This window comes from Bradyrhizobium manausense (assembly GCF_018129685.1).
GTDB lineage: Bacteria > Pseudomonadota > Alphaproteobacteria > Rhizobiales > Xanthobacteraceae > Bradyrhizobium > Bradyrhizobium manausense_D.
In genome coordinates this window covers 459357-485152 of record NZ_JAFCLG010000002.1, presented here as the reverse complement: position 1 = coordinate 485152, position 25796 = coordinate 459357, and the positions used below count along the sequence as shown (strand labels likewise).

At 59.7% G+C, this 25796-nt stretch carries 18 protein-coding genes and 4 pseudogenes; 12 read left to right on the top strand and 10 right to left on the bottom strand.

Annotated features, from left to right (window positions below):
* Positions 1-174: 174 nt before the first annotated feature.
* Complete coding sequence (locus tag JQ621_RS09940; RefSeq protein ID WP_212234226.1) at positions 175-1365, bottom strand: acyl-CoA dehydrogenase family protein; 1191 nt, start codon at positions 1363-1365, stop codon at positions 175-177.
* 89 nt (positions 1366-1454) lie between these two features.
* Between JQ621_RS09940 and JQ621_RS09935 the strand changes: the two genes are divergently transcribed.
* Both JQ621_RS09935 and JQ621_RS09930 read left to right on the top strand, forming a co-directional pair.
* Positions 1455-3521 carry an NADPH-dependent 2,4-dienoyl-CoA reductase gene (locus JQ621_RS09935; RefSeq protein ID WP_212234225.1) on the top strand — a complete coding sequence of 689 codons (2067 nt, stop codon included), beginning with the start codon at positions 1455-1457 and terminating at the stop codon, positions 3519-3521.
* Positions 3436-4416 carry an SDR family oxidoreductase gene (locus tag JQ621_RS09930; RefSeq protein ID WP_249125032.1) on the top strand — a complete coding sequence of 327 codons (981 nt, stop codon included), beginning with the start codon at positions 3436-3438 and terminating at the stop codon, positions 4414-4416. Before JQ621_RS09935 ends, JQ621_RS09930 begins: the two co-directional genes overlap by 86 nt.
* Positions 4417-4475: 59 nt before the next feature.
* On the opposite strand, the gene JQ621_RS09925 is transcribed toward JQ621_RS09930, so the two are convergent.
* A complete protein-coding gene (locus JQ621_RS09925; protein ID WP_188107370.1) occupies positions 4476-5327 on the bottom strand; it encodes an SDR family oxidoreductase in 852 nt (283 codons plus the stop codon).
* 87 nt (positions 5328-5414) lie between these two features.
* Here JQ621_RS09925 and JQ621_RS09920 point away from each other — a divergent pair, with 87 nt between their 5' ends.
* Both JQ621_RS09920 and JQ621_RS09915 read left to right on the top strand, forming a co-directional pair.
* Complete coding sequence (locus tag JQ621_RS09920; protein ID WP_212234224.1) at positions 5415-6200, top strand: enoyl-CoA hydratase/isomerase family protein; 786 nt, start codon at positions 5415-5417, stop codon at positions 6198-6200.
* A 107-nt stretch (positions 6201-6307) separates the two neighbouring features.
* Positions 6308-7480, top strand: coding sequence for an acyl-CoA dehydrogenase family protein (locus JQ621_RS09915; RefSeq protein ID WP_212234223.1), 1173 nt, complete (start codon positions 6308-6310; stop codon positions 7478-7480).
* Between the two features lie 19 nt (positions 7481-7499).
* On the opposite strand, the gene JQ621_RS09910 is transcribed toward JQ621_RS09915, so the two are convergent.
* A complete protein-coding gene (locus JQ621_RS09910; RefSeq protein ID WP_211376000.1) occupies positions 7500-8159 on the bottom strand; it encodes a TetR/AcrR family transcriptional regulator in 660 nt (219 codons plus the stop codon).
* A gap of 242 nt (positions 8160-8401) precedes the next feature.
* On the bottom strand, positions 8402-9637 hold the full coding sequence (locus tag JQ621_RS09905) for an acyl-CoA dehydrogenase family protein (RefSeq protein ID WP_212234222.1): 1236 nt from the start codon (positions 9635-9637) through the stop codon (positions 8402-8404).
* Here JQ621_RS09905 and JQ621_RS36125 point away from each other — a divergent pair.
* From JQ621_RS36125 to istA, 6 genes and pseudogenes are all read left to right on the top strand, one after another.
* The gene (locus JQ621_RS36125; RefSeq protein WP_464165370.1) at positions 9533-10489 is read left to right on the top strand and encodes an IS91 family transposase; all 957 of its coding nucleotides are present in this window, start codon (positions 9533-9535) and stop codon (positions 10487-10489) included. The two genes, JQ621_RS09905 and JQ621_RS36125, sit on opposite strands and share 105 nt — an antisense overlap.
* 501 nt (positions 10490-10990) lie before the next feature.
* Positions 10991-11740, top strand: a complete 750-nt coding sequence (locus JQ621_RS09895; RefSeq protein ID WP_212234220.1) for an electron transfer flavoprotein subunit beta/FixA family protein — start codon at positions 10991-10993, stop codon at positions 11738-11740.
* Positions 11740-12672 (top strand): electron transfer flavoprotein subunit alpha/FixB family protein, encoded by a 933-nt coding sequence (locus JQ621_RS09890; protein WP_212234219.1) that lies wholly within the window; start codon positions 11740-11742, stop codon positions 12670-12672. Before JQ621_RS09895 ends, JQ621_RS09890 begins: the two co-directional genes overlap by 1 nt.
* 424 nt (positions 12673-13096) lie before the next feature.
* Entirely contained in the window at positions 13097-13297 is a 201-nt protein-coding gene (locus tag JQ621_RS09885; RefSeq protein WP_212234218.1) for a hypothetical protein, read from the top strand.
* A 102-nt stretch (positions 13298-13399) separates the two neighbouring features.
* Entirely contained in the window at positions 13400-15025 is a 1626-nt protein-coding gene (locus JQ621_RS09880; RefSeq protein ID WP_212234217.1) for a hypothetical protein, read from the top strand.
* Positions 15026-15332: 307 nt separating this feature from the next.
* Positions 15333-16097: pseudogene (istA, locus tag JQ621_RS09875) on the top strand (IS21 family transposase); the annotation flags it as partial.
* A 24-nt stretch (positions 16098-16121) separates the two neighbouring features.
* On the opposite strand, the gene JQ621_RS09870 reads toward istA, so the two are convergent.
* The 5 genes from JQ621_RS09870 to JQ621_RS09850 form a co-directional block, all read right to left on the bottom strand.
* Positions 16122-18194, bottom strand: a complete 2073-nt coding sequence (locus tag JQ621_RS09870; RefSeq protein ID WP_249125030.1) for a recombinase family protein — start codon at positions 18192-18194, stop codon at positions 16122-16124.
* A gap of 328 nt (positions 18195-18522) precedes the next feature.
* Entirely contained in the window at positions 18523-19050 is a 528-nt protein-coding gene (locus tag JQ621_RS09865; protein WP_212234216.1) for a helix-turn-helix domain containing protein, read from the bottom strand.
* Between the two features lie 198 nt (positions 19051-19248).
* Positions 19249-19551, bottom strand: coding sequence for a DUF5372 family protein (locus JQ621_RS09860; RefSeq protein ID WP_212234319.1), 303 nt, complete (start codon positions 19549-19551; stop codon positions 19249-19251).
* 70 nt (positions 19552-19621) lie between these two features.
* The gene (locus tag JQ621_RS09855; protein ID WP_212234215.1) at positions 19622-21412 is read right to left on the bottom strand and encodes an IS1634 family transposase; all 1791 of its coding nucleotides are present in this window, start codon (positions 21410-21412) and stop codon (positions 19622-19624) included.
* Positions 21413-22275: 863 nt separating this feature from the next.
* A complete protein-coding gene (locus tag JQ621_RS09850; protein ID WP_212234214.1) occupies positions 22276-23304 on the bottom strand; it encodes an IS110 family RNA-guided transposase in 1029 nt (342 codons plus the stop codon).
* A 237-nt stretch (positions 23305-23541) separates the two neighbouring features.
* Between JQ621_RS09850 and JQ621_RS09845 the strand changes: the two are divergent.
* Positions 23542-24103: pseudogene (locus JQ621_RS09845) on the top strand (LabA-like NYN domain-containing protein); the annotation flags it as partial.
* Positions 24094-24450 (top strand): annotated as a pseudogene (locus tag JQ621_RS35415) (IS5/IS1182 family transposase); the annotation flags it as partial. The pseudogenes JQ621_RS09845 and JQ621_RS35415, both read left to right, overlap by 10 nt.
* Positions 24451-24561: 111 nt before the next feature.
* On the opposite strand, the pseudogene JQ621_RS09840 reads toward JQ621_RS35415, so the two are convergent.
* Positions 24562-25783: pseudogene (locus JQ621_RS09840) on the bottom strand (ABC transporter substrate-binding protein).
* Positions 25784-25796 lie beyond the last annotated feature (13 nt).

The window sequence follows — 25796 nt, the reverse complement described above, 5'->3', positions numbered from 1 at the left end:
GCGAACGAAACCACGGGATCTGACTACCCGAACCCAGGTGCGAGCTGAATACGACACCCTGGGCGCGCAGTTTATCGATGGCGCGGTCGGCATCATCCATTTGGCCCGGCCCGAAAATCTACGCACGGCGGCACAGGTTTCGCCGAGAGATGGCAACGGCGGCGATAGGTACGCTCATTTTGAGGCATGCCGCAATTCGGAAGGCTGCTTGGCGTATTGAACAGCGACACGTCCGACCTTTTCGCGCGCGATGACAAGTTTCTGAATTTGTGCGGTCCCGTCACCGATTTGTAGACCCATGACATCGAGGTAACGCTGATGAAACGGCAGATCGGTGGTGTAACCGTAGTGGCCGTGGGTCAGCAGGCACTGGTGGATGATCTCGCAGGTCACCTTCGGAACATACCATTTGCACATCGCAGCTTCCGCGGTGTGTGCAAGCCCGCGATCTCTGAGCGAAAGCGTATAGTAACAAAGCTGCCGCATCATGGTGAGCTGGGTCTCAGCTTCCGCGAGCGGAAAGCTCACGCCTTGAAACTGCGCGATCGGCCGCTCGAAGGCGGTTCTTTCCGTCGAGTATTGCCATGCTTCGTCGACCGACGCCTGCGCCGGTCCGATGCACTCAAGGCCGATCAAGGCACGGCTATAGTCGAAGCCCGACATGATTTTGGAGAAGCCCTTGTTCTCCTCTGCCATCAGGCACTCGGCCGGAATGAAGACGTCGTCGAAGAACACCGAGCCGCGACCGACAGGCTTAGTCCCGATATCGTCGAAGTGAGTACGCGTAATTCCGCTCTGCGCCAGATCGACAAAGAATGCGCTGACGCCACGTGCGCCGTCTTCGACCTTCCCAGTGCGCGCGAAGATGATTGCTGCGTCGCATTGATCCGAGAAGCTCATCGATGTCTTTTCACCGTTGAGGCGATAGCCATTTCCTGATTTTTCGGCTCGCAGAATAAGATTGGCCGCGTCCGAACCGCCCCGCGGCTCGGTCAGGCCGAGGCCGATGATCTTCTCACCGTGGGCCACTTGCGGTAGCCACTCCTGAGCGATTTCGGGCGAGGCGTGCTCTGCGAGCATCCCGCCGAGCAGTGACGCCAGGAGTTGGACGTAGCTGGCGTTGAAGTCTCCATAAGCGATCTGCTCGACAATAATGCCCGCCGTCACGCTGCTCTCGCCAAGGCCGCCGTATTTTTCCGGCAGATCGGCGCCGATCAGGCCGAGTGACCCCATTTGTTTCAGCATGGCACGATCGATGCGGTGTTCCCTTGCCCGCCTCTGATAGTGGGGGGCCAGTTTTTCCTTGGCGAAACGCTTCGCGGTTTCCTGGAAAGCCTGCTGCTGCTCGCTAAGCGCGTAATCCATCGTGACCTCTCCCATCTGGCTGACTTTGAGTTCTTGCATTCAGTCTAACAACTGTTAGAAATTTAACAACCAGCCACGGAACCAAGTCCATGCTGACGCCAACCACCCCCGGAACACCGCTTTACCCTCATTTGCTATCTCCGTTGAAGGTCGGGCGAACCACGTTGCGAAACCGCATGGTCATGGGCTCGATGCACACCCGGCTCGATATGGAGGAGAACGGCGTGCACAAGATGGCGGTTTTCCTTGCCGAGCGCGCCAAGGGGGAGGTCGGACTCATCATCACCGGTGGTTATGCGCCCAACACCGCGGGTCTGATCGAGCCTGGGGGGCCGATTTTGACCGAACGTGCACAAGCTCGTGAACTTCGCCGCATCACCGATGCTGTGCATCAGCACGGTGGCAAAGTCTGCATGCAGGTGCTGCATTCGGGCCGATATTCCAAGCAACAGGACTGCGTCGGTCCTTCCGACATCCCGACCCGCATCAATCGGTTTCCCCCGCGCGCGATGACTGGGGCAGAGATTGAACAGACGATCTCGGATTACGTGCGCTGCGCGCTGCTCGCAAAGGAGGCCGGGTTCGATGGCATTGAGATCATGGGGTCGGAAGGTTATCTCATTAATCAGTTCGCGGTGCTGCGAACCAACAACCGTACCGATGAGTGGGGCGGATCGGAGGAGAACCGCCATCGGCTCGCGGTGGAACTCGTCAGACGCTCGCGAAGCGCCACCGGCGACGACTTCATCATTGTCTACCGAATCTCGGCGTTGGACCTCGTCGAAGGAGGTGCAACCGGCGAGGAGATCGATCGGCTTGCCCAACGGGTCGAGGCCGCGGGCGCCGACATTCTCAACACCGGTATCGGCTGGCATGAAGCGCGCGTTCCCACGATCGCTTACGTCATTCCGCGCGGCGCATGGCGTTTTGCGGCATCGCGTCTGAAGAAAGCGGTCAGGATTCCGGTAGTGGCATCAAATCGCATTAATACGCCGGATACCGCAGAAGAAATTCTGGCGGCGGGCGATAGCGACCTAATATCGATGGCCCGCCCGATGCTGGCCGATCCGCACTTCGCCAGGAAGGTGCGGGAGGGCAACGCCGGCAAAATCAACATCTGCATTGCCTGTAATCAGGCCTGCCTCGACCTGATCTTTTCCGAGCGGACCGCGAGTTGCCTGGTTAATCCGCGCGCCTGCCGCGAGACTGAGTTTGAGGACGGCCCGGCTCAGACCTCGCGTAGGATCGCAGTGATTGGCGCAGGCGCGGGCGGTCTCGCAGCTGCCGCGGAAGCCAGCCGACGCGGGCACAAGGTAACCCTGTTTGAGGCCGCTGATCGCATAGGCGGGCAACTCAACCTTGCCCGAGCAGTCCCGGGCAAGGTCGAGTTCGACGAAATGCTGAGTTATTACAGCGGCCAAATCGCCGATGGCGGCGTCGATCTCCGGCTGAATTCGGCGCCGGCGGTCAGTGACCTGAAAGATGCACGGTTCGATGCCGTCGTTGTCGCCTGTGGTGTCCATCCTCGCGTCCCGGAGATTCAAGGCATCAATCATTCGAAGGTGATATTTTATAACGATCTATTGAGTGGCAAACGCCACGCGGGGCGGCGAGTCGCCATCATCGGCGCTGGAGGTATCGGTTTCGATGTCGCCGAATACCTCTGCCATTCGCAGCCTGATGAACCGCCAAAATCACGGGCGATGGATATTCGTGAGTTTCAGCAAGAGTGGAATGTCGATGCCAGCCTTACGAAAGCTGGAGGGCTATCGGGCGATCCGCTGGCGCCAAAGCCAAGTCCGCGCGAAATTACGATGCTGCAGCGCAAGAAGACGCGGCCTGGCCTCGGTCTCGGCGTCTCGACTGGTTGGATCCTGCGTAGCAGTCTTGAAAAACGCGGAGTCAAGATTGTCGGAGGGGTGACCTATCAGCGAATCGATGATCTCGGGTTGCATTTCGTGGTCGACGGCGAGCCAAGTACGCTCGCCGTCGATACGATCGTAATTTGCGCCGGCCAAGTATCCAACCGCGACATGCTTGCCGAACTGCTCGAGACCGGAATCGAGACGCATGTCATCGGCGGCGCCAAGGAAGCTTTCGAACTCGACGCGATGCGCGCGGTCGAGGAGGGCGCGCGCATCGCGCAGGCACTTTAGTGCGATCGGGAGCCGAACTAAGATGAGTGCGCAAAGCATCCGGCCGAGTTACGGGTTCACGGACGACGAGCTCGCAACGATCCCGACAGTGTATCGATCCGATCTGTTCGCCGGCCAGACCATCATCGTCAGCGGCGCGGGGAGCGGACTCGGGAAGGCGATCGCATTCCTGTTTGCGAGGCTTGGCGCCAATCTGGCAATCTGCGGGCGCGATGCTGAGAAGCTCGCCCGCGTCATACCGGTTCTAGAGGGCCTCGGCGCCCGCGTCTTCAGCAGAAGTCTCACGATCCGCGATCCCGATCAAGTCAACGAATTCGTCAAAGACGTCTGGGATCATTTCGGCCGTCTCGATGTGATGGTCAACAATGCTGGTGGACAGTTCGCCCAGATGGCCATTGACTTCAAGCCAAAGGGCTGGAACGCAGTGATCGACACCAATTTGAATGGATCGTGGTGGATGATGCAAGCCGCGGCGCGCGAATGGATCGATCGCGGCAAGACCGGTAATATCGTCAATATTGTCGCGTTGATCTGGCGAGGCCTGCCAGGGATGGCGCACACTGTCGCGGCGCGCGCCGGCGTGATTTATGCGTCCAAGACCGTCGCGGTCGAATGGGCGCCGCACGGCATCCGGGTGAACTGTGTCGCGCCGGGCGTCAATGAAACCACGGCATTTGGCCGCTATGTTCCGGAAGGCTCCGCGACCTACAAGGAAGCGAATCCCATGAAACGGCACGGCGACGCCTGGGATATCGCCGAGGCCTGCGTTTATCTCGCGGCGCCGTCCGGGAAATTCATCACGGGCGAAACGCTTTCGGTAGACGGCGGGCAGCAAATGTGGGGCGATCCGTGGCCTGCCGGACGTCCGGAATATTTTCGCATTGGTCAGACGTAAACAAGCTCCCGAATCGAATATTCGATATGCCGCCACAGCGTTAGCGATTCTGACCGCTACTACAATCCTGCATCGCCGCGTTCGCGTTTGGCAAATTTAACGGCGTCGATCATGTCGCGGGCGTCGTGGGCAAGGTGTAGCGTCTCGCCGCCATCGATGTACCAGTCCTCGCCGGTGACGAATTGACCGAGCGGCGAGGACAGAAAAATGATTGCTGCAGAAATATCCTCGACGCTGCCCATGCGTCCCAGCACGTTACGGTTGAGCCTGACCCAGTCGTCCGGCGGTATCGGATAGCGGCCAAGCGCCTCAGTTTTGATGGTTCCGGGTGCGACGCAGTTTAGGCGAATACCGAACTCGGCCCACTCGTAGGCGAGCGTTCGCATCATCGCAGTAACGCCGCCGCGCGCTGCCGCAGTATGCACGAAGCCGCCAAGGCCGCTGCGGATACAGGCGGTTACGAACACAATCGATCCGCCATGCGCCAACATGAAATGGTCCGCGGCAGCCTTGGTTACCTGCCACGAGCCGATCAGGTTGTTGCGGATCACGGTCTCAAAGCCCTTGTTGCTGAGTTCGCGGGCTGGCGTCACGAATTGTCCGCCGGCATTATTGACGAGGATATTGAGCCCGCCGAACTCGGCTTTGATCTTCTGCATCGCGCGTTCGATCAGGTCGGGCTCGCGAATGTCCGCCGATACGGCAAAGGCCTCGCCACCCGCGTCGCGGATTACCTTTGCAGTGCTCTCTATCGGATCGATGCGGCGGCCGAGAACGGCGATGCGGGCCCCGCAGCGCGCCATCTCAATGGCCGTGGCGCGGCCCATTCCTGTGCCGCCGCCGGTGACGAGTGCGACCTGACCCTTGAGAAGGTCCGGCGCGAAGCGCGTTTTTGAAGGACTTTCGTGCATCACCAATCCCATGCCTGAAAATGCTTTTGCGTTCGGTCAGGTTTAGGATATTCTAACATACGTTAGAATACATAAAAAGGCAGATCGATGTCAAACAATGAACCTATTCGTTACTCGGTCGAGGATGGCATCGCGACGATTACCATCGATCGGCCCGCGCGTAAGAACGCCTTGTCGGTTGAGGCGATGAACGGTTTGACCAATGCCTGGGAGCGTGTCGAACGGGATTCCCAGGCGAGGGTGGTGATCCTGACCTCGGCTGACTGCGGCGTATTCTCCGCCGGTCTGGACCTCAGGCAGGCAGCCGAGATCAGGGCGCGTGACGGTGTCGATATACTGACCCTGATGCGCGATCCGATGCAAACGGCCATGCGCACCGTTTCAAAGCCGATCATCGCGGCGATGACTGGGTCGCTGATGGCGGGCGGGATGCTGCTGGCGCTTAAGTGCGACCTTAGGATAGGCTTACGCGGAACACGAGCCGGGATTACCGAGGTCAAGATGGGGCGGGGATCGCCGTGGGCAGTGCCGCTGCTCTGGATGTTGCCGCAACCGGTGCTGATGGAACTCGTCTTGACCGGCGAGACCCTGCCGATCGAGCGGCTCGCGGAATATGGCTTCGTCAATTATCTGGAAGAAACACCCGACGCTGTTCGTGCGCGTGCATTGCAGCTTGCGCGCAAGATTGTGGAAGGCGCACCATTGTCGGTGAGGGCGGCCAAGGCCAGCGTGTTGGCCGCGATGGACCTCGGCTGCGAGAAGGGACTCGTTGAGGCCAACAGGCTTCATGTCGAAACCTACGCAAGCCTCGATGCCATTGAAGGCCCGAGAGCCTTTGCCGAGAACCGCAAACCGGTGTGGCAAGGTAAATAAGGCAAGGCAGATGAGGATTGTGCCGAATGATGTCCGCTTTCATGCTTTCAAGTCGATAGCGGATACCAATCCTTCCGACAATTTTTCCTTAGCCCGCAAGGTCAACGATGAGCACACACCACGTCGGCACCCCGAATCGCTCGGCTTATTTCGGCGAAGAACATGAATTGCTGAGAGCCCAGCTACGGCGTTTCGTTGAAGAGGAGATCAAGCCACACGCGCTTAAATGGGAACAGGACGGCATGGTGCCGCGCGAAGTGCTGCGGCGCATGGGCGAGCTTGGCTTTCTCGGTATCCGCTACCCAGCCGAATATGGCGGTTCCGATATGGATACGCTGGCGACAGTCGTGTTAGCCGAGGAGTTGGGACGATCGTCGTTCTCGGGCGTGGCGATCACGGTGCTGGTTCATACCGATATGGCGTCGGTACATCTCTACAACGCCGGCTCGCAGGCGTTGAAAGACCACTTTATGCCGGATGTCATTGCCGGAAAGAAGATCGTCGCGGTCGGGGTTACCGAGCCCGGCGCGGGCTCCGACGTGAAGGGCATTCGGACCACCGCGCGCCGCGACGGCGGCAGCTACGTGCTCAATGGCGCCAAGATGTTCATTACGAACGGCGTGCACGCGGATCTTTATTGCATCGCCGCCAATACCAATCCGGACATGCGGCCTTCCCAGCGTATCTCGATGCTGCTGGTAGAGAAAGGCACGCCCGGATTTCGTGTCGGACGTGCGCTCGACAAGCAGGGCTGGAGATCCTCGGACACGGCTGAGTTGTTGTTCGAGGATTGCCGGATTCCCGCCACGAACCTGCTTGGCGAGGAAGGGCGCGGCTTCTACGCGATCATGCGAAATTTTCAGAACGAGCGGATCGTGATCGGCGCGATGGCGATGGGCGAAGCACTAGCTGCGATTGAGATTACATTGGACTGGGTTACGCAGCGGCAGACCTTTGGCGCGCCGCTATGGTCCAGGCAAGCTATCCGTCATCGGCTGGCGATGCTGGCGGCCAAGGTCGAGGCAGGACGGCAACTTGTCTATCACGCTGCATGGCTGGTAACGCAGGGGATCGATGCCACCAAGGAAGTATCGATGGTCAAGGCTTATTGCGGCGAGCTCGTCAACGAGGTGATGTACACATGCCTGCAGTTTCATGGCGGCATGGGTTACATGCGCGAGAGTACGATCGAGCGAATGTCACGCGACGCGCGCGTTCAGTCGATCGGTGGCGGTGCCACCGAGGTGATGCTGGAGGAGGTTGCCAAGCGAATGCGTTAAAGCCGCACACAATCGGTCGTTAGTGTGGCAAAATACCATTGAAGATTAACAACGTGGTGCGGTCCGCCAAGTCTTGCACCGAGCTATTTTTTCGCGCATCAAACCACTCAACTGTCCAATTCATAGCACCAAGAATAAACCTGCGTAGGGGAACAATCAATATCTCCGGGCGGATTTCGCCGGCACGCTGCGCATCCACCAGCATGTCATCCCAATATTTGCCATAGGCGCGGCGCAGTGGACGATGTCGCTTCTTGATGCGTTCGGGCAACTGCCCGTAGACACGCATATTGGCGGAGGTATAGTCGCTCTCTTGCAGCAGGGTGACGAGATGAGCTTTGATCGCGGCGCTGATCTTGTTCCGGTGCGACCCCTTGCCAAGGTCATTCACGCTTGCCTTTACTGCATCGAATATGCGTTGCAACCCGAGTTCGAGGATTTCGTCCAATATCGCGGTTTTCGAATCAAAGTGGTAATAGATGCTGCCTGCCTTCATTCCCGCCTTGTCAGCGATCTGTCGAAGTGTCGTTGCGGAATAGCCCTGCTGCCGAAAAAGCTGTGCTGCGACCCGAAGGATAAGGTCACGTGAAACCTGCGATTTCGGCGGCACGGAAAGTGCGACTTTTTTACGCTTGGGCTCGCGCTTGGCAACCCGCTTCATTCCCGATGAAGATTTCAAATCTTGCTCGCTTAAACCCGAATGGCATCACCGTACAAAGCCCAGCTTTTGCACCAGATGAGTAATGCCCTTGTAATAGACCAACAAGGCTGTTCGGGCAACATTGCGAAGCTCTGAAACTACTTTCAATGGGCGGCCAGAGAACGACTCAAACCTCGGACGATACATCATGACGATCCGACCGTAATAGACGGATCGGCCTCTTGCAAGCGAGCCGGGCCTTGTCCCATTGGTCTGGCCGGCTACAACTCGATATCGCCGGCCAGCAGCCGCTGGGCTATGGTGCGTGCCAGGATTTCGTTGGTGCCGTCGGCAATGTTGATGATTCGCAAATCCTGCAAGGCATGGACGAGGCCCACCTCGTTGGTGAGGCCCATGGCGCCGTGGGCCTGTATCGCCTGATCGACAGCCCGATAGCCTACCTGCACGGCGTATGCTTTGGCCATCGACAATTCCTTCACAGCCCGCTCGCCACGATCGAGCAGCATTGCGGCATTGAGTCCCATCAGATGTGCGGCGTGCAGTTCGGTTGCAGCGCGAGCGAGTGGAAACGAGACGCCCTGATACTCTGCGATTTTGGCGCCGAAAGCCTCGCGCTGTTTCACGTAGTCCAGTGCTTTCTCAACTGCCCAGCGGCCTTGCCCAACGGCGCGCGCGGAGTTATAGACCCGCCCGAGCGATACGCCGTACAGCGCGAGCTTGAAACCGTCATCCAGCGTGCCGACGAGTTGCCACGGCTCGACCCTGACATCCTCCAGAACCAGTGCGCCTTCGTGGCCGCCCGGATGACCGAACAGCCGCACCACGCTTTCCACAGCGAAGCCTGCCGCGTCGGTCGGCACCAGAAAGCCGCTGATGCCGCCGGCTTTGCGCCTCGCTTTGTCCAGATCCGTGACGGCGAATACGACGCACCATTCGGCGGTAGGTGAGTTTGTGGTCCAGAGTTTGCGGCCTGTGATGCGCCAGCCGTCGCCGTCCTTGACTGCGCGGGTCGTGATCATAGTGGCGTCGGAGCCTGCGCCGGGCTCCGAAAGGCCGAAACACATCGAGGTGCGCCCCGCGACCATGTCGTCGAGACAACGCGCCTGGGCTTCCGGTGTCGCCTGCATCAGCATTGCGCTTGGCCCAAACGCCCAATGCGCTATCACCCATGGGGTTAGGATCGCGGGGCCGCCAATTCGCCTGTAAATCGCCTCCCACGCGACGTAATAGGCAAGATGGCCAAGGCCGCCGCCGCCGAGAGCGACCGGTGCGCACATCGCATAGAAGCCGGCTGCCGCTGACGCCATACGCACCTCGCGGATCAGCGCGCGCACCTCCGGCGCATAACGACCGTCAACCGTATAAGTGCGGCGCGAATCATCGAGCAGCGCGTGGTTGTGCTGCAGCCGCGGGAGAACCTCGGCTTCGACAAACCGCAGGACCCCGTCGCGTACCGCAACCACGTCTTCGGGAAGCTGAAAGCCGATTGCGCTCATGTTATCATCTCCGTGTTGAGCCTAGGACGGCTGCGGGTGAAACTTCTTCTTGGCCGTCAAACCGCTGTTCAGACTGTTTCGCACACTTTTCCTCAAACGTCTGTCAGCAGCCTTCAGCGTCGGCGCCTTACGTTCTTCGGTGACCTTGGGTCTCTGGCCGCGCTCGATGCCTTCAGGGGTTGCATCACTGCCATGCAACGCATCAACTGGGTCGTCTACGCCAAGCGACCCTTCGGCGACCCCACACAGGTCTTGGCCTATCTCGGCCGCTACACCCATCGCGTTGCGATCGCCTACAGCCGGCTCGTCGCTTTCGACGACGATCATGTCGCCTTTACCTGGAAGGACTATCGCCAAAACAGCGCAACAAAAATCATGAAGCTCAGGCCCGACGAGTTCATTCGCCGCTTCCTTCTTCATACGCTGCCCGACGGGTTCCACCGCATCCGCCACTTCGGCTTCATGGCCAACCGCCACCGCGCCGCCAAGCTTGCCCTTTGCCGCTCCATTCTTAGTCATGAGCGGACAGCGCAAAACAATAGCGAATCGTTGCACGTGGATTCGAGCGCTCAGACCAGGGCCGAGGTTCCCGCCTCTCCTGATTATGGTGGCGTCATGCGCATCATCGAGCGCTTTCGACACAGCTTTAGCCGCTCCAGCCCTCGAACATCGCCGTTCCGATGCGACACATCGCGAGCCAGCTCATGCTCTGCACGACGATCATCATTCGTCATTCCGCTCCCAGAGTCTCGATCATCGCGAACATTCCCAAATCCGTGCGGCCACACAGAGGAGCGACAACCATTCGATGTAGCAGAAAGTCAACCGCGATCTCCGGCGAAGCGCGTCTGACCTCAACTCTTCTCCGATGCGTACATCTCGTGTCTCTGTGTTACGCGCTGAGCCAGCAGATCGGGCCTTGCGATCTCGAACAATGACCATAGCTGCAAAACCGCGCATATACTCCCGCACCCTTCGTGTTCAGTCCGGCTCCAATGAGGTCGCGTCATAAGCGCCTGCCGCGCCCTCGCGTGAGCGCGGCCTCATAGAACGCTCCAGATTCTCTGCTGCTCTATCCAGGAGCAGAGATCCCGTGCGAAGCAACCCGTTTTGGCTGAACGAACTCCAGCCTTTGAGCGTCGGGTTGACCCGGCCGAAGTCATAGTGTGAACGCGGCATCGACCAGATGGGACAGCGATGGTATTTGGCAGCATCGGCTAGGCAGCGGTGGGATCACTGTGACCTGACCGCTTGAGACGGCCTATGTAAACCTTGACAAGCCACCGCCTTTTCGACCAGATCGGATATCGAACGGTCGTTAGTTAGAATCTAAAAAAGAGGGCTTTAATAAGCGTGAAGGTCCTGGTACCGGTAAAGCGGGTGGTCGATTACAACGTCAAGGTCCGCGTCAAGAGCGATGGATCGGGCGTCGAACTGTCCAACGTCAAGATGTCGATGAATCCGTTCGATGAAATCGCCGTCGAGGAGGCCCTGCGGCTGAAAGAAGCCGGCAAGGCGACCGAGGTGGTGGTGGTGTCGATCGGCCCGGCGCAGGCGGCCGAAACCATCCGGACCGGGCTCGCGATGGGTGCCGACCGCGGCATTCTGGTCAAGGCGGAGGGCAATGTCGAACCGCTGGCGGTGGCGAAGATTCTCAAGTCCATTGCCGACGAAGAGAAGCCCGGCCTGATCATTCTCGGCAAGCAGGCGATCGACGACGACTCGAACCAGACCGGCCAGATGCTGGCGGCGCTGCTCGGATGGTCGCAGGCGACCTTCGCCTCCAAGCTCGAAGTCGATGGAACCGATTTCAAGGTGACGCGCGAAGTCGATGGCGGCCTGCAGACCTTGAAACTGAAGGGCCCGGCGATCGTAACGACCGACCTGCGGCTGAACGAGCCGCGCTACGCCAGCCTGCCCAACATCATGAAGGCAAAGAAGAAGCCGATCGCCGACAAGAGCGCATCCGATTACGGCGTCGATCTCACCGCCCATCTCGAAATTCTCAAAACTTCGGAGCCGCCGGGCCGCAAGGGAGGCGTCAAGGTCAAGGACGTCGCCGAGCTGGTGTCGAAACTCAAGAATGAAGCCGGGGTTCTCTGATGACCACGCTGTTGATTGCTGAACACGACAATGCGTCGATCAAGGACTCCACCAACAAGGCGCTGACCGCCGCTGCCGCGCTGGGCGGCGAAGTGCATGTGCTGGTCGCCGGCGAAAACGCCAAGGCCGCCGCCGACGCGGCGGCCAGGCTGGTCGGAGTCAAGAAGGTGCTGCTGGCGGACAATGCCGCCTATGCCCACGATCTCGCCGAGCCGCTGGCGGCCCTGATCGTCGCGCTGGCCCCTGGCTATGACGCCTTCGTCGCGCCCGCGACCTCGCGCTTCAAGAACGTGATGCCGCGGGTGGCCGCCCTGCTTGACGTGATGCAGGTGTCGGAAATCATCAAGGTGGTTTCGCCCGACACGTTCGAGCGGCCGATCTATGCCGGCAACGCGATCCAGACCGTGAAATCGAAGGACGCCAAGAAGGTGATCACGGTGCGGACCTCGACATTCGCGGCCGCTGGCGAGGGCGGCAGCGCGCCGGTCGAGAATGCGGCTCTAGCGGCCGATCCCGGTCTTTCCAGCTTTGTCGGCGAGGAAGTTGCCAAGAGCGACCGTCCTGAACTGACTTCGGCAAAGATCATCGTCTCCGGCGGCCGCGCCATGCAGAGCCGCGAGAATTTCGCCAAATATATCGAGCCGCTGGCCGACAAGCTCGGCGCCGCGGTCGGCGCGTCGCGCGCCGCGGTCGATGCCGGCTACGCCCCAAACGACTGGCAGGTCGGCCAGACCGGCAAGGTGGTGGCGCCGGAACTCTATGTTGCGATCGGTATTTCCGGGGCGATCCAGCATCTCGCCGGCATGAAGGATTCCAAGGTCATTGTCGCGATCAACAAGGATGAAGACGCGCCGATCTTCCAGGTTGCCGATTACGGCCTGGTCGCGGATTTGTATCAGGCGGTTCCGGAATTGGCGCAAGCGCTAGGCTAAAGTAGGAGACTCGCGCCGATTCAATCCGTTTGTGCCACCACGCCATACGGCGTACTGACGCAGCCATCATGCAAAACTACCGGGTCGGCCGTCAATAAGGCGAATTTTCGTTTCCGCATGAACCCACTTCGGTTTCATGAAACACCGCACACTTGGGATCTATAAAACCAGCAGCAGCTTGTCATGCGCATCAACTCGATAGCGGGATACGCGACAAGCCGGCGACATCGGTTCGCAGCCGATAGATGCAGCCGCCCAACCCGGGAGGAGCACCACGCGATCCTATGGTTGGGGCGATCGAAAGAGGGTTATCGACGCGTCAGGCGGCAGCGCAGTTTGCGATCGGGATTGCGACGGCCGGGACATGGGCACGGCTGAAGCGCGCGCGGTTCGCCCTGCCAAACAGGGCCAGCCGAAGGGCGCCGTGCTTGATGCGCATGCGAATTTCATTCTGAGCGTGCTTGCCGAGGCGCCTGACACGACGCTTGACGAGATGGTCGAGCGGTTGCGGGACGAACGCGCGGTCACGGTTGTGAGGACCGTGGTGTGGAAGCTTCTCGACCGGCGCGGCCAGACGTACAAAAAAAGACCGCCCATGCCAGCGAGCAAGCGCGCGCAGATGTGAAGGCGGCGCGCGAGAATTGGTTGGACGGCCAAGGCGATCTTGACCCCGAACGGCTGATTTTCATCGATGAGAGCGGCCTTTCGACGAAGATGGCGCGGCTTCGTGGCTGGGCGCCCAAAGGCGAGCGTTGCCGCGCCGCAATTCCGCACGGTCATTGGAAGTTTCCTTCGCGACGTCCCGTCGGGGTTGAGTTTCATCGACGGCGACACGGTTGGCATTGCGACATTTGCGTCGTTGATCTGCCCGGGCTCTGCCTCTGCGCTCGAACCCTCAGACGCCGAACGCAGCGAGCAACTGCGCCAGGATTGTCGGACGTGGGCAACCCAAGAGATAACGTCCCATTCAGACGCGCTGCCGTCCGTTGAAGGTTTAATGGCACTGATGGGCACTCTCACCATCGGTGCAGGCTTCACGGTGTTCGGCCTAAACGCAGCACTGGATACGCTAGACCTGCTGTCGCTGCCGGACGACCAGGACGACCCGCTTGCCGCCCGGTTGACAGAAATGGTCGCGCGCGTTCGCTTTCGTCTTCACATCTACGCAGCCCATCTGGGCGATCCTGCCGCTGCGGCGAAGCTGGCTTCGTGGAGCGCCGGTTTTGCGCTGATGAACCTGAACCGCGCGGGCGGATGGCCGATGCTCGTCGCGGCGTTGGGCTGGGCCGAGCGATCCGCGATTGCTCATCCCGCGGCTCTCTCATCGGCGCGGGCACTGGGTTTGCCGGATGTCGACGTTTTGCTTGCGGAATCACTTGCATCGCGCCTCGATGCAATTGCGGCGGATCTGGCTTGGGCAGTTAGGAAAGTCGTCGTCGTTCGAGAGGGCGATGCGGAAGGCGCCCAGCGCACCTTCGAAGCGCTGTGGCGTGCCTCCCTGGCCACCAGCAAGGAGGCGAGGCGCTTAATCACTGCTGCGGACAAGGCATGCGAGGCGACCGCAGTCGACGAGAGTGCCATCGTCGTCGTTCGCTCAATCGCACAAGGCCAGGGACTCGGCACCAAGGAGTTGCACGCGGACTGGGCCTCATGGGTTGGCAAGGACGTTCCGCTCGTATCGACCGGAAACATCCAGAAGGTCTATCGACAACTGGTATCCGAGGTGCCGCATGCGCAGCTGATTATCGATACAATCTTGCGCGACACAGCGGCTTCGCGCACGGTAAAGTGGCGGCCGACGCTAATTTGTGGAAAGCCGGGAGTCTCGAAGACTTTCCTGGCCATCCGTATTTGCCAAACAATGCATTTGCCCTACCGAATTGTCCCGTGTGGCGGGGCATCGGACTCGTCGTATGGAGGAACGTCGCGTCAGTGGGCGACCGGACGAGCCAGCGTTCCGCTTCAAACAATATGCCAACATGGTGTCGGGAATGTTGTCCAAATCCTAGACGAAATCGATAAATCCGCAGACGGCTCAAATCGCCGAAATGGCTCGCTAAGCGATGTCCTGCTCTCCTGCTCGCGATGCTCGAGCCACTTAGTTCGTCGAATTCTTTCGCCCCTTATCTGGAGGGAGAAGTCGACCTGTCTCGCGTGTTTTGGCTGGCCACTGCAAACGACTTGTCGATGGTACATCCCGCTCTGCTGGACAGATTTCGAATCCTTTATATGGAGGAGCCGCGCGCCGAGCATTTACACGCTGTGCTGCCGGCTGTTGTTCGCGGGATCTCGGAGCGGCGTGGAATGTCGCACGAATGGATCGCGCCCTTCGACACCATGGAAATCAACATGATCCAGAATCTCTGGAAAGGCGGTTCGATTCGACGCCTTACGCGTATCATCGAGGCGATGCTGGATGCCCGAGATCGGCCGGAGATGGCCAATTGATAAGGTACGACCACTTCTGGCGCGAAGCGGTCGCTCATCGTGCGTGTTTCGCGGGATCGTGAGCATGGATTTCACCGCATCGTGAGCAACGATTTCAGAGGATCGTGAGCAGCGATTTCAGGCGATCGTGAGCACCTTTTGGCGGTGCCGGACGCTTCGGCCGACAACTCAACCGGGCTACGGGTTTCTCATTCAACCAATGAGGAAGCCTGATGCCTACCCAGAGATTGTCGATGCGCCGGATCAGAGAAGTTCTACGTTTGAGGCACCAGGGCCTGACCGAGCGCGTCATTGCGCACATGTTGGGAGTGAGCAATGGCGTCGTGCATGGTTATGTGCGGCGCGCCCGCCTTGCGGGGCTGAGCTGGCCACTGCCGGAGGGCATGGACGACGAAGGCCTGGAGCTGTTGCTGTTCCCGGCGCCGACGGCGGCCTCGCAAAGCGACCGGCGACCGGCCCCCGATTGGGTTTATGTGGAGAAGGAACTGCGCCGTCGCAGCGTGACACGGCTGCTGTTGTGGGAAGAGTATCGCGCCGCCAATCCCGACGGCTTTGGCTATACCTGGTTTTGCACGACCTTTGAGGCCTGGAAGCAGCGGGCGCGGCCGAGCATGCGTCAGACCCACATCGGTGGGGAGAAGGTGTTCGTCGATTTCGCCGGCGACACCATCGACATCTTCGATCCCATCACCGGCGAAGTGCGCGCCATGAAGCTGTTCGTCGCGGCGATGGGGGCCTCGAACTACACCTACGCCGAGGCCTGCCCAAGCGAGAGCCTGTCCGACTGGATCGGCGTGCATGCCAACCTGTTCAGGTATCTCGGCGGCGTGCCGAAGTTCGTGGTCTGCGATAATCTCAAGGCCGCCGTGACCAACCCCGATCGTTACGATCCCGGGATCAATCGAACCTATGCCGAGATGGCCGGCCATTATGGCACGGCGATCCTGGCGGCGAGGCCGAGGCGGCCAAAGGACAAGGGCTCAGACTCATATTGCACCTCGTCAGTTACGTGAGGATGAAGTTACAGGATCGACCTGGCAGTCGCGCTTGTGGGCGAACTTCGCCGGCAGGTCCTCTGGCGGAATCTCATAGAGGAAGTCGCCGCGATCGTTGACCGGATGTGCGCGTAGCAGGCCACGTCGGCGCCACAGGTGGACGGTCGAGACCACAACGTTGTAGCGAGCTGCGACGTCCTGCGGAGTCAGCAGTCCCTGCGCGAGCAGGCGTGTCTGCCGATCGATGAGGTGGTAGCTATGGCGAAGCCGCCCGATCCGCGCAGCTGTCCAAGGCGTGCTCACGACGGTCCGCACGCCTCGCTCGTTGAGCAGATCGGCGATCTCTTTGTCCGTGTAGGTGTCGATGAGGCGGTTGATCTCCTCGATCACGGCGGCGTCTGTCGTGCGCAACTCGACGCACGACTTCGGCAGCGGCAGATCCAACGAGCGCGTCGCGCCGCCGACGAAGCGGATATCCACATGCAGCGTATCGCCCTTGCTGAGCGTCACGTCCTCGATTAGCAGGCGCAGCATGCGCTTCTTGTCTTTCATCTGCGTACGCGGATTGCGCCAGAGGCGGGGGAAGTCGGTGGCGAGAGCCATCAGCTCGGTACGCTCGGCATCGGTCACGACACTTACATCGGCCGCCGAGGCTTTGTTGTATGCTTCCTGTGCCGCGGCGAGCGCACGAAGCTTCGTATTCCAGTCGGCTTCCAGGGCATCGGCCACCAGGCGGTTGTCGGGATCGACCTTGAGGAAGCGACGCTGCGCGAGTTCTGAGTCATACTTCGCTCGCTCCACGTGCTGACGGCGCAACCGGTCTGCTTCCTCCTGACGGCTGGCGAGCTCCTGCTGCACGCTGAGAGCGACGTCGACCGCCAGTGGCGTCATCGCCTCGATCAGGATATCGCCGATCGCAGCATCGAGTGCGCCGCCATGCACCGTCTGACACAGACCGATCTCGCCTCGGTGCATCGGGCGCCGGCCACACCAGTAGGTCGGCACTTGTTGGTTGCGGTGAGAGTGGTAACGCACCGACATGCGCTCGCCGCAGCTCCCGCAGATCACAAGACCTTGCAGCAAGGCCGTCCCCTCGCGCGCCGGGCCCCGATCCCGATCGGTGCTCCAGGCCAGCGCATTACCCTTCACACGGTCCAGGTTCGATCGGTATTCCTCCCAGCTTATATAGCCCGGATGGATGTCGCGCAGCAGGATCCACTCCTCGCTTGGAACTTGCCGCGAGGAGTACTTTCCGCTCGGCAGACGACGGTGTTTGGTGCGACCGAACACGAAGGCCCCAGCATAGCGCGGATTATGGATAATCTGCCGAGCGCGACAATGCAGGAGTTCTGCCCACACGAGTTCGCCCTTGTGCGCGCCACTTCCCAAACGGCGCGGGAACAGCAGTTCCTTCGCGTGGAACTCCTTGACCACTGCCAAACAGGAGCCTGTGCGCCTGAAGGTGTCGAAGAATAGCCGTACGGCTGCCTGCACCTGGAGGTCCGGATCAAGGATAACGCGCTCCTGCGCATCATGCACAAAGCCGACCGGGACCATCTGCTTGAGCTCGCCGCGGCGGGCGCGGCTGAGGATGCCACCGCGAAGTCGCGCCTTGAGCACATGAAGTTCGGCTTCACTCATGGTTCCTTTTAAGCCGAGGAGTAGACGGTCATTGAAGTGCGCCGGATCATACAGCCCGTCTTCATCCAGAATCAGTGTGTCAGCGAGTGCGCACAGCTCGAGCAGTCGATGCCAGTCGGTGTTGTTGCGCGCGAGGCGCGATACTTCAAGTCCGAGTACGATCCCGACACGGCCCAGGCCAACCTCGCTGACCAGACGCTGGAAGCCCTCGCGGTCGGCCGCGCTGGCGCCGGATTGCCCGAGATCGCTGTCGATGACCACGATCCGATCAAGCGGCCAACCGAGCGCGACGGCACGATCGCGCAGCGCATACTGGCGCTGCGTACTCTCGGTGTTCTCGAAGACCTGGCGCAGCGTCGACTGTCGCACATACAGGAATGCCATGCGCGACAGATGCGTGGCCGTGATCTTTTGATAGGCCTCACTGTTCATTGGCATGATCGATATCCCTCCTTCGGTATGGGGTGTTCTACACAACGCGTCGAGAGAACCAGATTGGCCAGAAGCGCAGTCAAGTCGCGGTGCGGCACGCTGCCGAGCCACTCCGGCGCAGCCCCGTATGCGCTGGGAGGTTCGGCCGCCGCGGCGTTTGCGGTGCGCAGCGCGCCTGACGCACGGATAACGCCCTCCAGTGCCCTGAGCCACCCGGGCATCCCTTCGCACAGTAGCAAGGCAAGACCCACGCCGCGGGGCTGACCTGCTGCGCTCGCCCCGCCCGGATTCGCTCTCGCGCCGATCACCTGTGAACGAAGCAACTCGTAATGAGCTACGTACTGCGCGGGATCGAGCGCAGCCGCTTCTTCGGCGATCGTGAGCGTTTTTTTTCCTGCCGGTTCAGATAGGGGAGCAGACGTCGCAGGATGCTGCGTGGGTGGGCATGAATGCCGCAACGTTCGGCCAAAAGCTCGGCCAACTCTGCAGCGCCTGGCATGCGTTCGGCCTCGCGCACGGCCTGCGCCAGAACGGCAAGGGCCTCCTCGGTAAGTTTGTGCGGCCGCTTCGGCCCGCGTTTGCGTGGTAACAGGCCCGGCAAACCTTCGCGATTGAACAGCCCCCAGGTCACGTAGTAGACCGGCCGGGACAGTCCAAAGGCCTCTACCGCATCCACCACGGCGCGGCCTTCCTTCTCGACGCTGCGTAGCATCTCGTACTTGACCTGGACCAGATCGTTCGGGTCGAAGAACGCACTGCCGCGAAAGAGCGCATCGGTCACGGCCTGAGGGCGGGGGTGGGTGGCGCCGTGTGCCTGCAAGGCCTGCCGGCGCCGCGCCCGCTGACGTGAATCTGATGCCATCCGGCCTCCTTGAAGCGCGAATCGCTTGTGTGTCTTGATAATTAAATACTATACACGAGCACACATCAAGGAGAGAAGATCGCAAAATCAAACAATATCCGGACATATCAGCGATTACATGCAAGAAATCGTACATCTGTCCGCCCGTAGCTACCAGTGCACGAACATATTTACCAAGACATATTGTACATAATTTGCCTAACATGACGGCGCCTCCTCCTGCTGCCGCCGGCACTCATCGATGAGCTTGCGCAGCTCACGCAGTCGATCAGCTCGGAAGAAGGCGCGACCAGCACCAACCGTGACTACGAGTTCGGGCTCGATGACGTCAGTCCATTCGACCGGAAGTGTGCGCAGCCTCCCTTCGGGGCCTGCGTATGACACGCGGTCTCCGCCCCAGTTGTTGCGCACGGCGAGCAGCTCGAACGTCTGTCCTCGCAGCGGATGAAACGGATGGGTGACCGTAAAAACTTGCGCGCCATGCTCGTCACCATATGCAATGCGCGCTAGCCCGTCTTCGCGGATTGGCGGGTTTTCAAGATACCCGCTCGTTATAAATCAAAGGCTTAGGTCAGAAGGTCTTCACTACGGCGGTTGGCGTGTTGACGGCGGCTGTGGTGATCCTTGGCGGTGGCTGCGGCGGCAGGCGGAGCTTGAGCCGGTCGATGACGAGTTGGAGTTCGGGTTCAGGGTGGGTGTAGCGGGTGAGCAGGATCTCGCGTCCGTCGGTGGTCGGCAGATGAACGTCGATCATCTGGATGGCGGCAAATTTTTCGAGCGCGCTACGCGCAGTCAGTCCGGGCGCCAAGGCATGCAGACGACGGGTCAGGGTGATCTGCATGCAGTAGGCCAGAAAGGCGATGAAGATGTGGGCCTCGATCCGCTTCTCGTCCTGATGGAAGACCGGACGGACCGCCAAATCGCCTTTAAGATTGCGGAAGGCCTCTTCGACGGCGACGAGCTGCGTGTAGTATTGCCATAGCTGGGCGGGATCATTGTCGCTGAGATTGGTGCGCAACAAATAGCGACCTTCGCGCCGCCGGGTCATCAGCAGTTTCTTGCGATTGAGGGCGAAGCTGAAGCTCGGGCGCTCCTTGTCGATCTCGATATCGACCAGGCGCCATGCGGCCGGTGCTTTGGAGCGCGCGCCGCCGAGTTTCATCAGCAGTTCTTCGCGCGAGATTTCCATGGCGGCGATCTGCTGGATCCGCTTCCACAGCCATTTCAGCTGCCGCCGCCGCATCGCGCGTTCCTTGCTGACCCGATCGGAGCTTTGGGCGAAGACGTAGAGTTCGCCGTCCTCAGCCAGAAGCTTGACCTGCACGCCTTCCCGCGCGTCCTGCCAGGGTTTTTCCAGCAGGTGCTTCTCCAGCCGGTTCAGGCGTCCCTTCGGCGTTCCCACCAGATACTGCACTGGCGGATCGCTGTTGCGCATCTCGGCCAGCACCGCCTCGGTCGGCACGCCACGATCCATCACCCAGACCCGCCGCGCCTTGCCGTATTGCCGTTCGATCTTGCCGAGGAACATCCGCAGCGTCTTGCTGTCGGCAGTGTTGCCGGGCAGCACCTCGTAAGCCAGCGGCAAGCCTTCGGGCGTCACCACCAGCGCGATCACCACTTGCGGACAGTCGGGCCGCTTGTCGCGGCTATAGCCGTGGCGGCGCTTGGTACCTTCCGGCAAGTCCGAGGCGTTGACCTCGAAGTAGGTGCTGGTCAGATCATAAAGCAGCACGTCGAAGTCGGCGTTGAACAGATCGCGCCAGCGCCCCACCAAATGCGAGAACAGCGCTTCCTTGTGCTCCAGCAGCAGATCGTGACAGGCATAAAGCTTATGCGCTTCCGCAAGGCCGAAGTCGGCACCGAGCAGATCGGCCATCGCACTGTTGCCGAACCATTCGCGATGCAGCCGCCACTCGCTGCCCGGAGCGATCAGCCGGTAGGTGGCGAGAACCTGCAGGATCTGATCCCACGGCGTCCCCTTTCGGCTCGGCGGCAGTCGATCGGCCCAGAACCGATCGAGCTGAAGCTCGCGCCACAACTGCCCGGCCAGCCAGCAGGCACCCCATTGCCGCGGACGCTGAAGCCGCATCTGCGACAGCCGAAGCTGAACGACGAAGCCGTCGCTTGCAATCGCATCGCATTGGTCCTCCGGGAACAACGCCAGCGTCCGCGAGCGGCCGGCATCCTCGTCGAACACCTCGATCGCCTTGCGCCAGGCAACCGCCTGCGAGGAATTGATCTCGCCCAGATACAGTAAATGCCGCTGCACCACCCGGCCATCATCGAGACGCTTGTTCTCGACGACATTCCAATAGCTGTGCGCCTTGCCGTTCTTCTTTCGCTCAGTGCGTCGCAGAAACATGATGCGGCGAATCTATCCGCACCATGCAGCGCTTGGGAATCGGGTAGGTCTTCACTACAGCCGTTTTCGGCCAGAATCGAAGACGTCACCCTTTGCAAATCAGATACTTAGCCGTCCAAAAAATCTCAAAATCCGCGTTTTCAAACGCGAATCCGCGAAGACGGGCTAGCCCTGCCTTCGTCGTGATGAAGGCCACGGAAGAGTTCAAAGACAAAACGCCCGCGACGAACCAACTTTGACAAATGGACCTCATATATTCGAAAGTCATCGAATGGGCTGTTTCTATCTGAGCACTATCCTGGACGACGTTTTTCGTAACATTATCGTCCAGAAGCTATGCCGACGATGGCCAAACGAGACACAATCCAAACCCAACGCTTGCAGCATCAAAAAGAGAGCCGCTTAATTTAACCCAACGAATCAGCCATGCCCCCGTCTAAAAAACGCCGCGAACTGTCGCAACGCATATGGCGACGTGTGAATAAGCCCTTTAATTGCGGGTTTTAGTCAAGCTCCTTTTCAAGCTCGCGTCTTGCTCAGGCGGTAGCGCTTGCCCCGCCGGAGCTGGACGGGGTTGCAGAGAAGCGGCAAGCGCGGCTGTCAATGCGATTGCCGGCTCGGCGTTGGGATCAATTAGTCATGATTGGCTGTTTCAACGTGATCTCATTGATGCCTGCGCTGGGGTCATGGTCCTTTCCGAGGTCGCCAAGCGCCTCATGATGATGTCCGGGTCGGGTGCCTCAACGTGTCCAGCGGAGTGCGGACGAGCCGCCGCCAGCTTATTCAACGAGGTCACCACAACCACCGTCCCAGCGGGACATCGCCGGCCCGTTGAACCAGGCCAGGAACTTAAGAGTTGACGTTCAGGCCGCCTTCATCGCCCCCCACTCGAACGAAGTCCCATCGACCCAGATGCAATGAAGGATCACGGCAATCTTGCGTGCAATGGCCACTTTCGCCTTTTTCATGCCAATCCGCTTGGCAAGTTTCATCCCCCAAGCCTTCAGAGAAGACCATTTTTTCGTACGATAAAGCAGAACAGTCGCGGCCTCGAACAAGTAGGTACGCATTAGTCCGTCGCCCCATCGCGAGATTCTGCCGTTCCTGTCAGTTTCGCCAGACTGATTGCGTCGCGGTGTCAGACCCAAATAGGCTCCGACGCTGGATGCCGAATGAAAGCGCGATGGATCATCGACCGTGTGACGGAACGTCAAGGCCGTCACCACGCCTACGCCTGGCACCGTCATGAGACGACGGGTCGTTTCGTCAGACTTAGCTAGGCGACGTACCTCGTCGTCGAACTTGCTTTGCTGCTCGCATACCTGCCCGTGGATCAACAAGAGTGGCTCGATGACGGCACGGAGTTGATGGCCTTCGCCCACCAGCAAGTCAACCTCGTTCCTGAACTGGAGACCAACGGCTCTTCGGAACAGCAGGCCATATTCTTTGATCATGCTGCGAACCTGATTCTCAATATCTCTTCGAATGCCAACGAGACGGGACCGCGCAACAAGCATGGATCGGATCCTTTGGCTTTCTTCGCTCTTGACCTTCACCTCGCGATACCAGCCGACCCGCACCAATTCAGCCAGCCCCCGAGCATCATTCTGGTCGCTCTTATTCATGCGTACCGACAAAGCCGCGTGCGCATGTCGCGCGTCAATGCAAACAACAGGAAGGTCAACGCGTCGCAGTTCATGCCAAAGCCAGCTCGCCATCGATCCGGTCTCGAAGCCAATGCGTGCCGCATGCGGAGCGTGCTTGCGAATTACGGCAATCAGGGCGCCTGGATCAGACTTGGCCTTTCCTTCGAAGATCACCTGCCCCGTCTCGCTGACCACGCACACCGAGGTTTCCTTTTGCGAGACGTCCAGCCCAACGTACTGCTTCATAACAAGCCCTCCGAATCGATTGATTGCGAGAGCTCGAAGGTAACCGAGATTTCGTGCCACGAGCGCGGATCGCAATTACGTCATCGTGTCCAAGAGTGGCCACTCCACCACTAGATGGATCAATGGCTTAGCGTGCCGATCGGCGTCGGGACCCCGCGCCGATTAACAACCATCCCAGGAATCTGGCAAATGTCCGTTGCCTGCGCCAAATCCGTTCTTGAAAAGATGATCACCGCTATGAACAGGGACGGTGATGCAGCAAAGCACGCTATCTTGCGGAGTACGATTTCAGATAATCTTTATGCAACCGCCAAGACACTCGGCCTCGACATCGATTACAAGCGCCTCCTCAAGGAATTCCAGAGTAGCGGCACGCTAGACTAGTGCGCGCGCATTATTACATCGCGATCGTTGAGGATCAGGAGTTTTCGTCGATCAAACCTTTGATCGATTGGCTCGATTACAACGGCTACACCGTCGTCACCAAGGCGACCAAAGAATTCATCGACGCCAGCGGACGCCGCAAGGTGAAGGGCAACATGGATATCGAGCTCTCGGTCGACGCGATGGAGCTCGCCGAGCATGTCGATCAGATCGTGCTGTTTTCCGGCGACGGCGATTTCCGCTCGGTGGTCGAAGCGGTGCAGCGCCGCGGCGTCCGGGTACTGTGGTCTCAACGATTTCGTGCCAGCCGCCGATAGTCGCCGACGAGTTGCGGCGCCAGGCCGACGTCTTCACCGATCTGGAGGAGCTTCAATCCAAGCTCGGCCGCGATCCGTCCGAGCGTCCGGCTATACGCTCGGTCCGGTCATCGCCGATCTCGAAAAAACTCACCGGGCTCGCGGCATGCCGCATCCATGCCGACAAGGGCTATCGTGGCCACAACTATCCCGATCGGCTCAAGGTCTGAATCAGCGGCCAGGTCCGCCGGCTCACCAAAGTCATCCGCCGCGAGATGCGCCGCCGTCGAGCCCGCGATCGGCCATCTCAAGGAGGACCACCGGATGCGCCGCAATTATCCCAAGGGCCGTGACGGCGACCTCATGAACACCGTGCGAGGCGGCCGCAGGCTACAAACTCAGCCTGCTCCTGCGCTGGGTCGAGAAACTTTTGCGCGTCTTGTCGCTAATCCTTGCTCGCGCCGTCTTGGCGCCCACTTCGCTTAAAATAGCGTTTGGAAACATTCCTCACGCACGACTAACGCAGCGCGATAAATTGATCTCCAGTCGGATTAACCCTGTCGGTTAATGTGCGCAGTTATTTTTTTGAGAGCGGGCACGTGCTTTCCGAAAGCGGCAGGAATGCCTGATCTGCCGGAATCGTGGATACTAGTTTATAATAGTCCCAAGGCCCTTTCGACTCAGACGGCTTCTTCACCTCGAACAGATACGCTGGATGAATAGCACGTCCGTTCGGCTCGATGCTTCCTTTGCCGAACAGCGCGTCGTCGGTCGGCAATTCCTTCATTTGGGCAACGACCTTGGCGCCATCGTGCGGGTTGCCCCCAAGCGCCTCAAGCGCCTTGAAGTAGTGCAGCAAGCCGGAATAGACGCCGGCATGGACCATAGTTGGCATCGCCTGCGTTTTCATGCGCGCCTGAAAGCGCCTGGAGAAGGCCCGTGTCTGGTCGTTTGTGTCCCAATAAAATGTTTCGGTGAGGTTCAGTCCCTGCGCCGTGCCGAGTCCAAGCGAATGGACATCGGAAATGAACATCAACAGCGCCGCGAGCTTCTGATCGCCGCCGCCGATTCCAAACTCGGAGGCTTGCTTGATTGAGTTGGTCAGATCGCCCCCGGCGTTGGCGAGACCGATGATTTTAGCTTTTGATGCCTGGGCTTGCAGCAGGAAGGACGAAAAATCGGAAGAATTCAGCGGGTGTTTAACTCCGCCGAGGACCTTGCCACCCGCAGCCTTCACGGCATTTGCCGTGTCGCGTTCGAGTGCCGCTCCGAAAGCGTAATCCGCGGTGAGGAAGAACCATGTGTCACCACCGCTTTTTGCCAGTGCCGAGCCGGTGCCGTGGGCCAACATATAGGTGTCATAGGTCCAGTGGACGGTATTCGGCGTACATTGGGCATTGGTCAGATCGGAACTTCCGCCACCGGAGATGATAAAAACACCATTCTTCTCTTTGACTATGTTATTGACTGCAAGGGCGACTCCCGAGTTCGGCACGTCGACAATGATATCGACCTTGTCCACATCGAACCATTTCCTTGCGATACTGGCGCCGACGTCTGGCTTATTTAGGTGGTCCGCGGAAACGACGTCGATCGTCCAACCCTTGGTTTGCAGACCTGAGTCTTCCACAGCCCATCTGTGCCGCGAGCGTAGACCCCGGTCCAGTGAGGTCCGCGTATACGCCCGACTGATCGCTGAGCACTCCAATTTTGACAGTCTTGTCTTGCGCAAGGCCAGTAGTGTTTGCGCCAAACATCAGGATGGAGCTCAACAACAACGCCTGAATTTCATGTTTCATGTTTCTTCCTCTT

What these genes read in the sequence shown, in the direction of transcription:
- JQ621_RS09870 (WP_249125030.1), bottom strand. Translation starts at nt 18,194, where the DNA reads ATGCCAATGAACAGTGAGGCCTATCAAAAGATCACGGCCACGCATCTG.
- JQ621_RS09920 (WP_212234224.1), top strand. Translation starts at nt 5,415, where the DNA reads ATGTCAAACAATGAACCTATTCGTTACTCGGTCGAGGATGGCATCGCG.
- JQ621_RS09890 (WP_212234219.1), top strand. Translation starts at nt 11,740, where the DNA reads ATGACCACGCTGTTGATTGCTGAACACGACAATGCGTCGATCAAGGAC.
- JQ621_RS09925 (WP_188107370.1), bottom strand. Translation starts at nt 5,327, where the DNA reads ATGCACGAAAGTCCTTCAAAAACGCGCTTCGCGCCGGACCTTCTCAAG.
- JQ621_RS09905 (WP_212234222.1), bottom strand. Translation starts at nt 9,637, where the DNA reads ATGAGCGCAATCGGCTTTCAGCTTCCCGAAGACGTGGTTGCGGTACGC.
- JQ621_RS09940 (WP_212234226.1), bottom strand. Translation starts at nt 1,365, where the DNA reads ATGGATTACGCGCTTAGCGAGCAGCAGCAGGCTTTCCAGGAAACCGCG.
- JQ621_RS09855 (WP_212234215.1), bottom strand. Translation starts at nt 21,412, where the DNA reads ATGTTTCTGCGACGCACTGAGCGAAAGAAGAACGGCAAGGCGCACAGC.
- JQ621_RS09935 (WP_212234225.1), top strand. Translation starts at nt 1,455, where the DNA reads ATGCTGACGCCAACCACCCCCGGAACACCGCTTTACCCTCATTTGCTA.
- JQ621_RS09915 (WP_212234223.1), top strand. Translation starts at nt 6,308, where the DNA reads ATGAGCACACACCACGTCGGCACCCCGAATCGCTCGGCTTATTTCGGC.
- JQ621_RS09850 (WP_212234214.1), bottom strand. Translation starts at nt 23,304, where the DNA reads ATGAAGCAGTACGTTGGGCTGGACGTCTCGCAAAAGGAAACCTCGGTG.
- JQ621_RS09865 (WP_212234216.1), bottom strand. Translation starts at nt 19,050, where the DNA reads ATGGCATCAGATTCACGTCAGCGGGCGCGGCGCCGGCAGGCCTTGCAG.
- JQ621_RS09930 (WP_249125032.1), top strand. Translation starts at nt 3,436, where the DNA reads ATGTCATCGGCGGCGCCAAGGAAGCTTTCGAACTCGACGCGATGCGCG.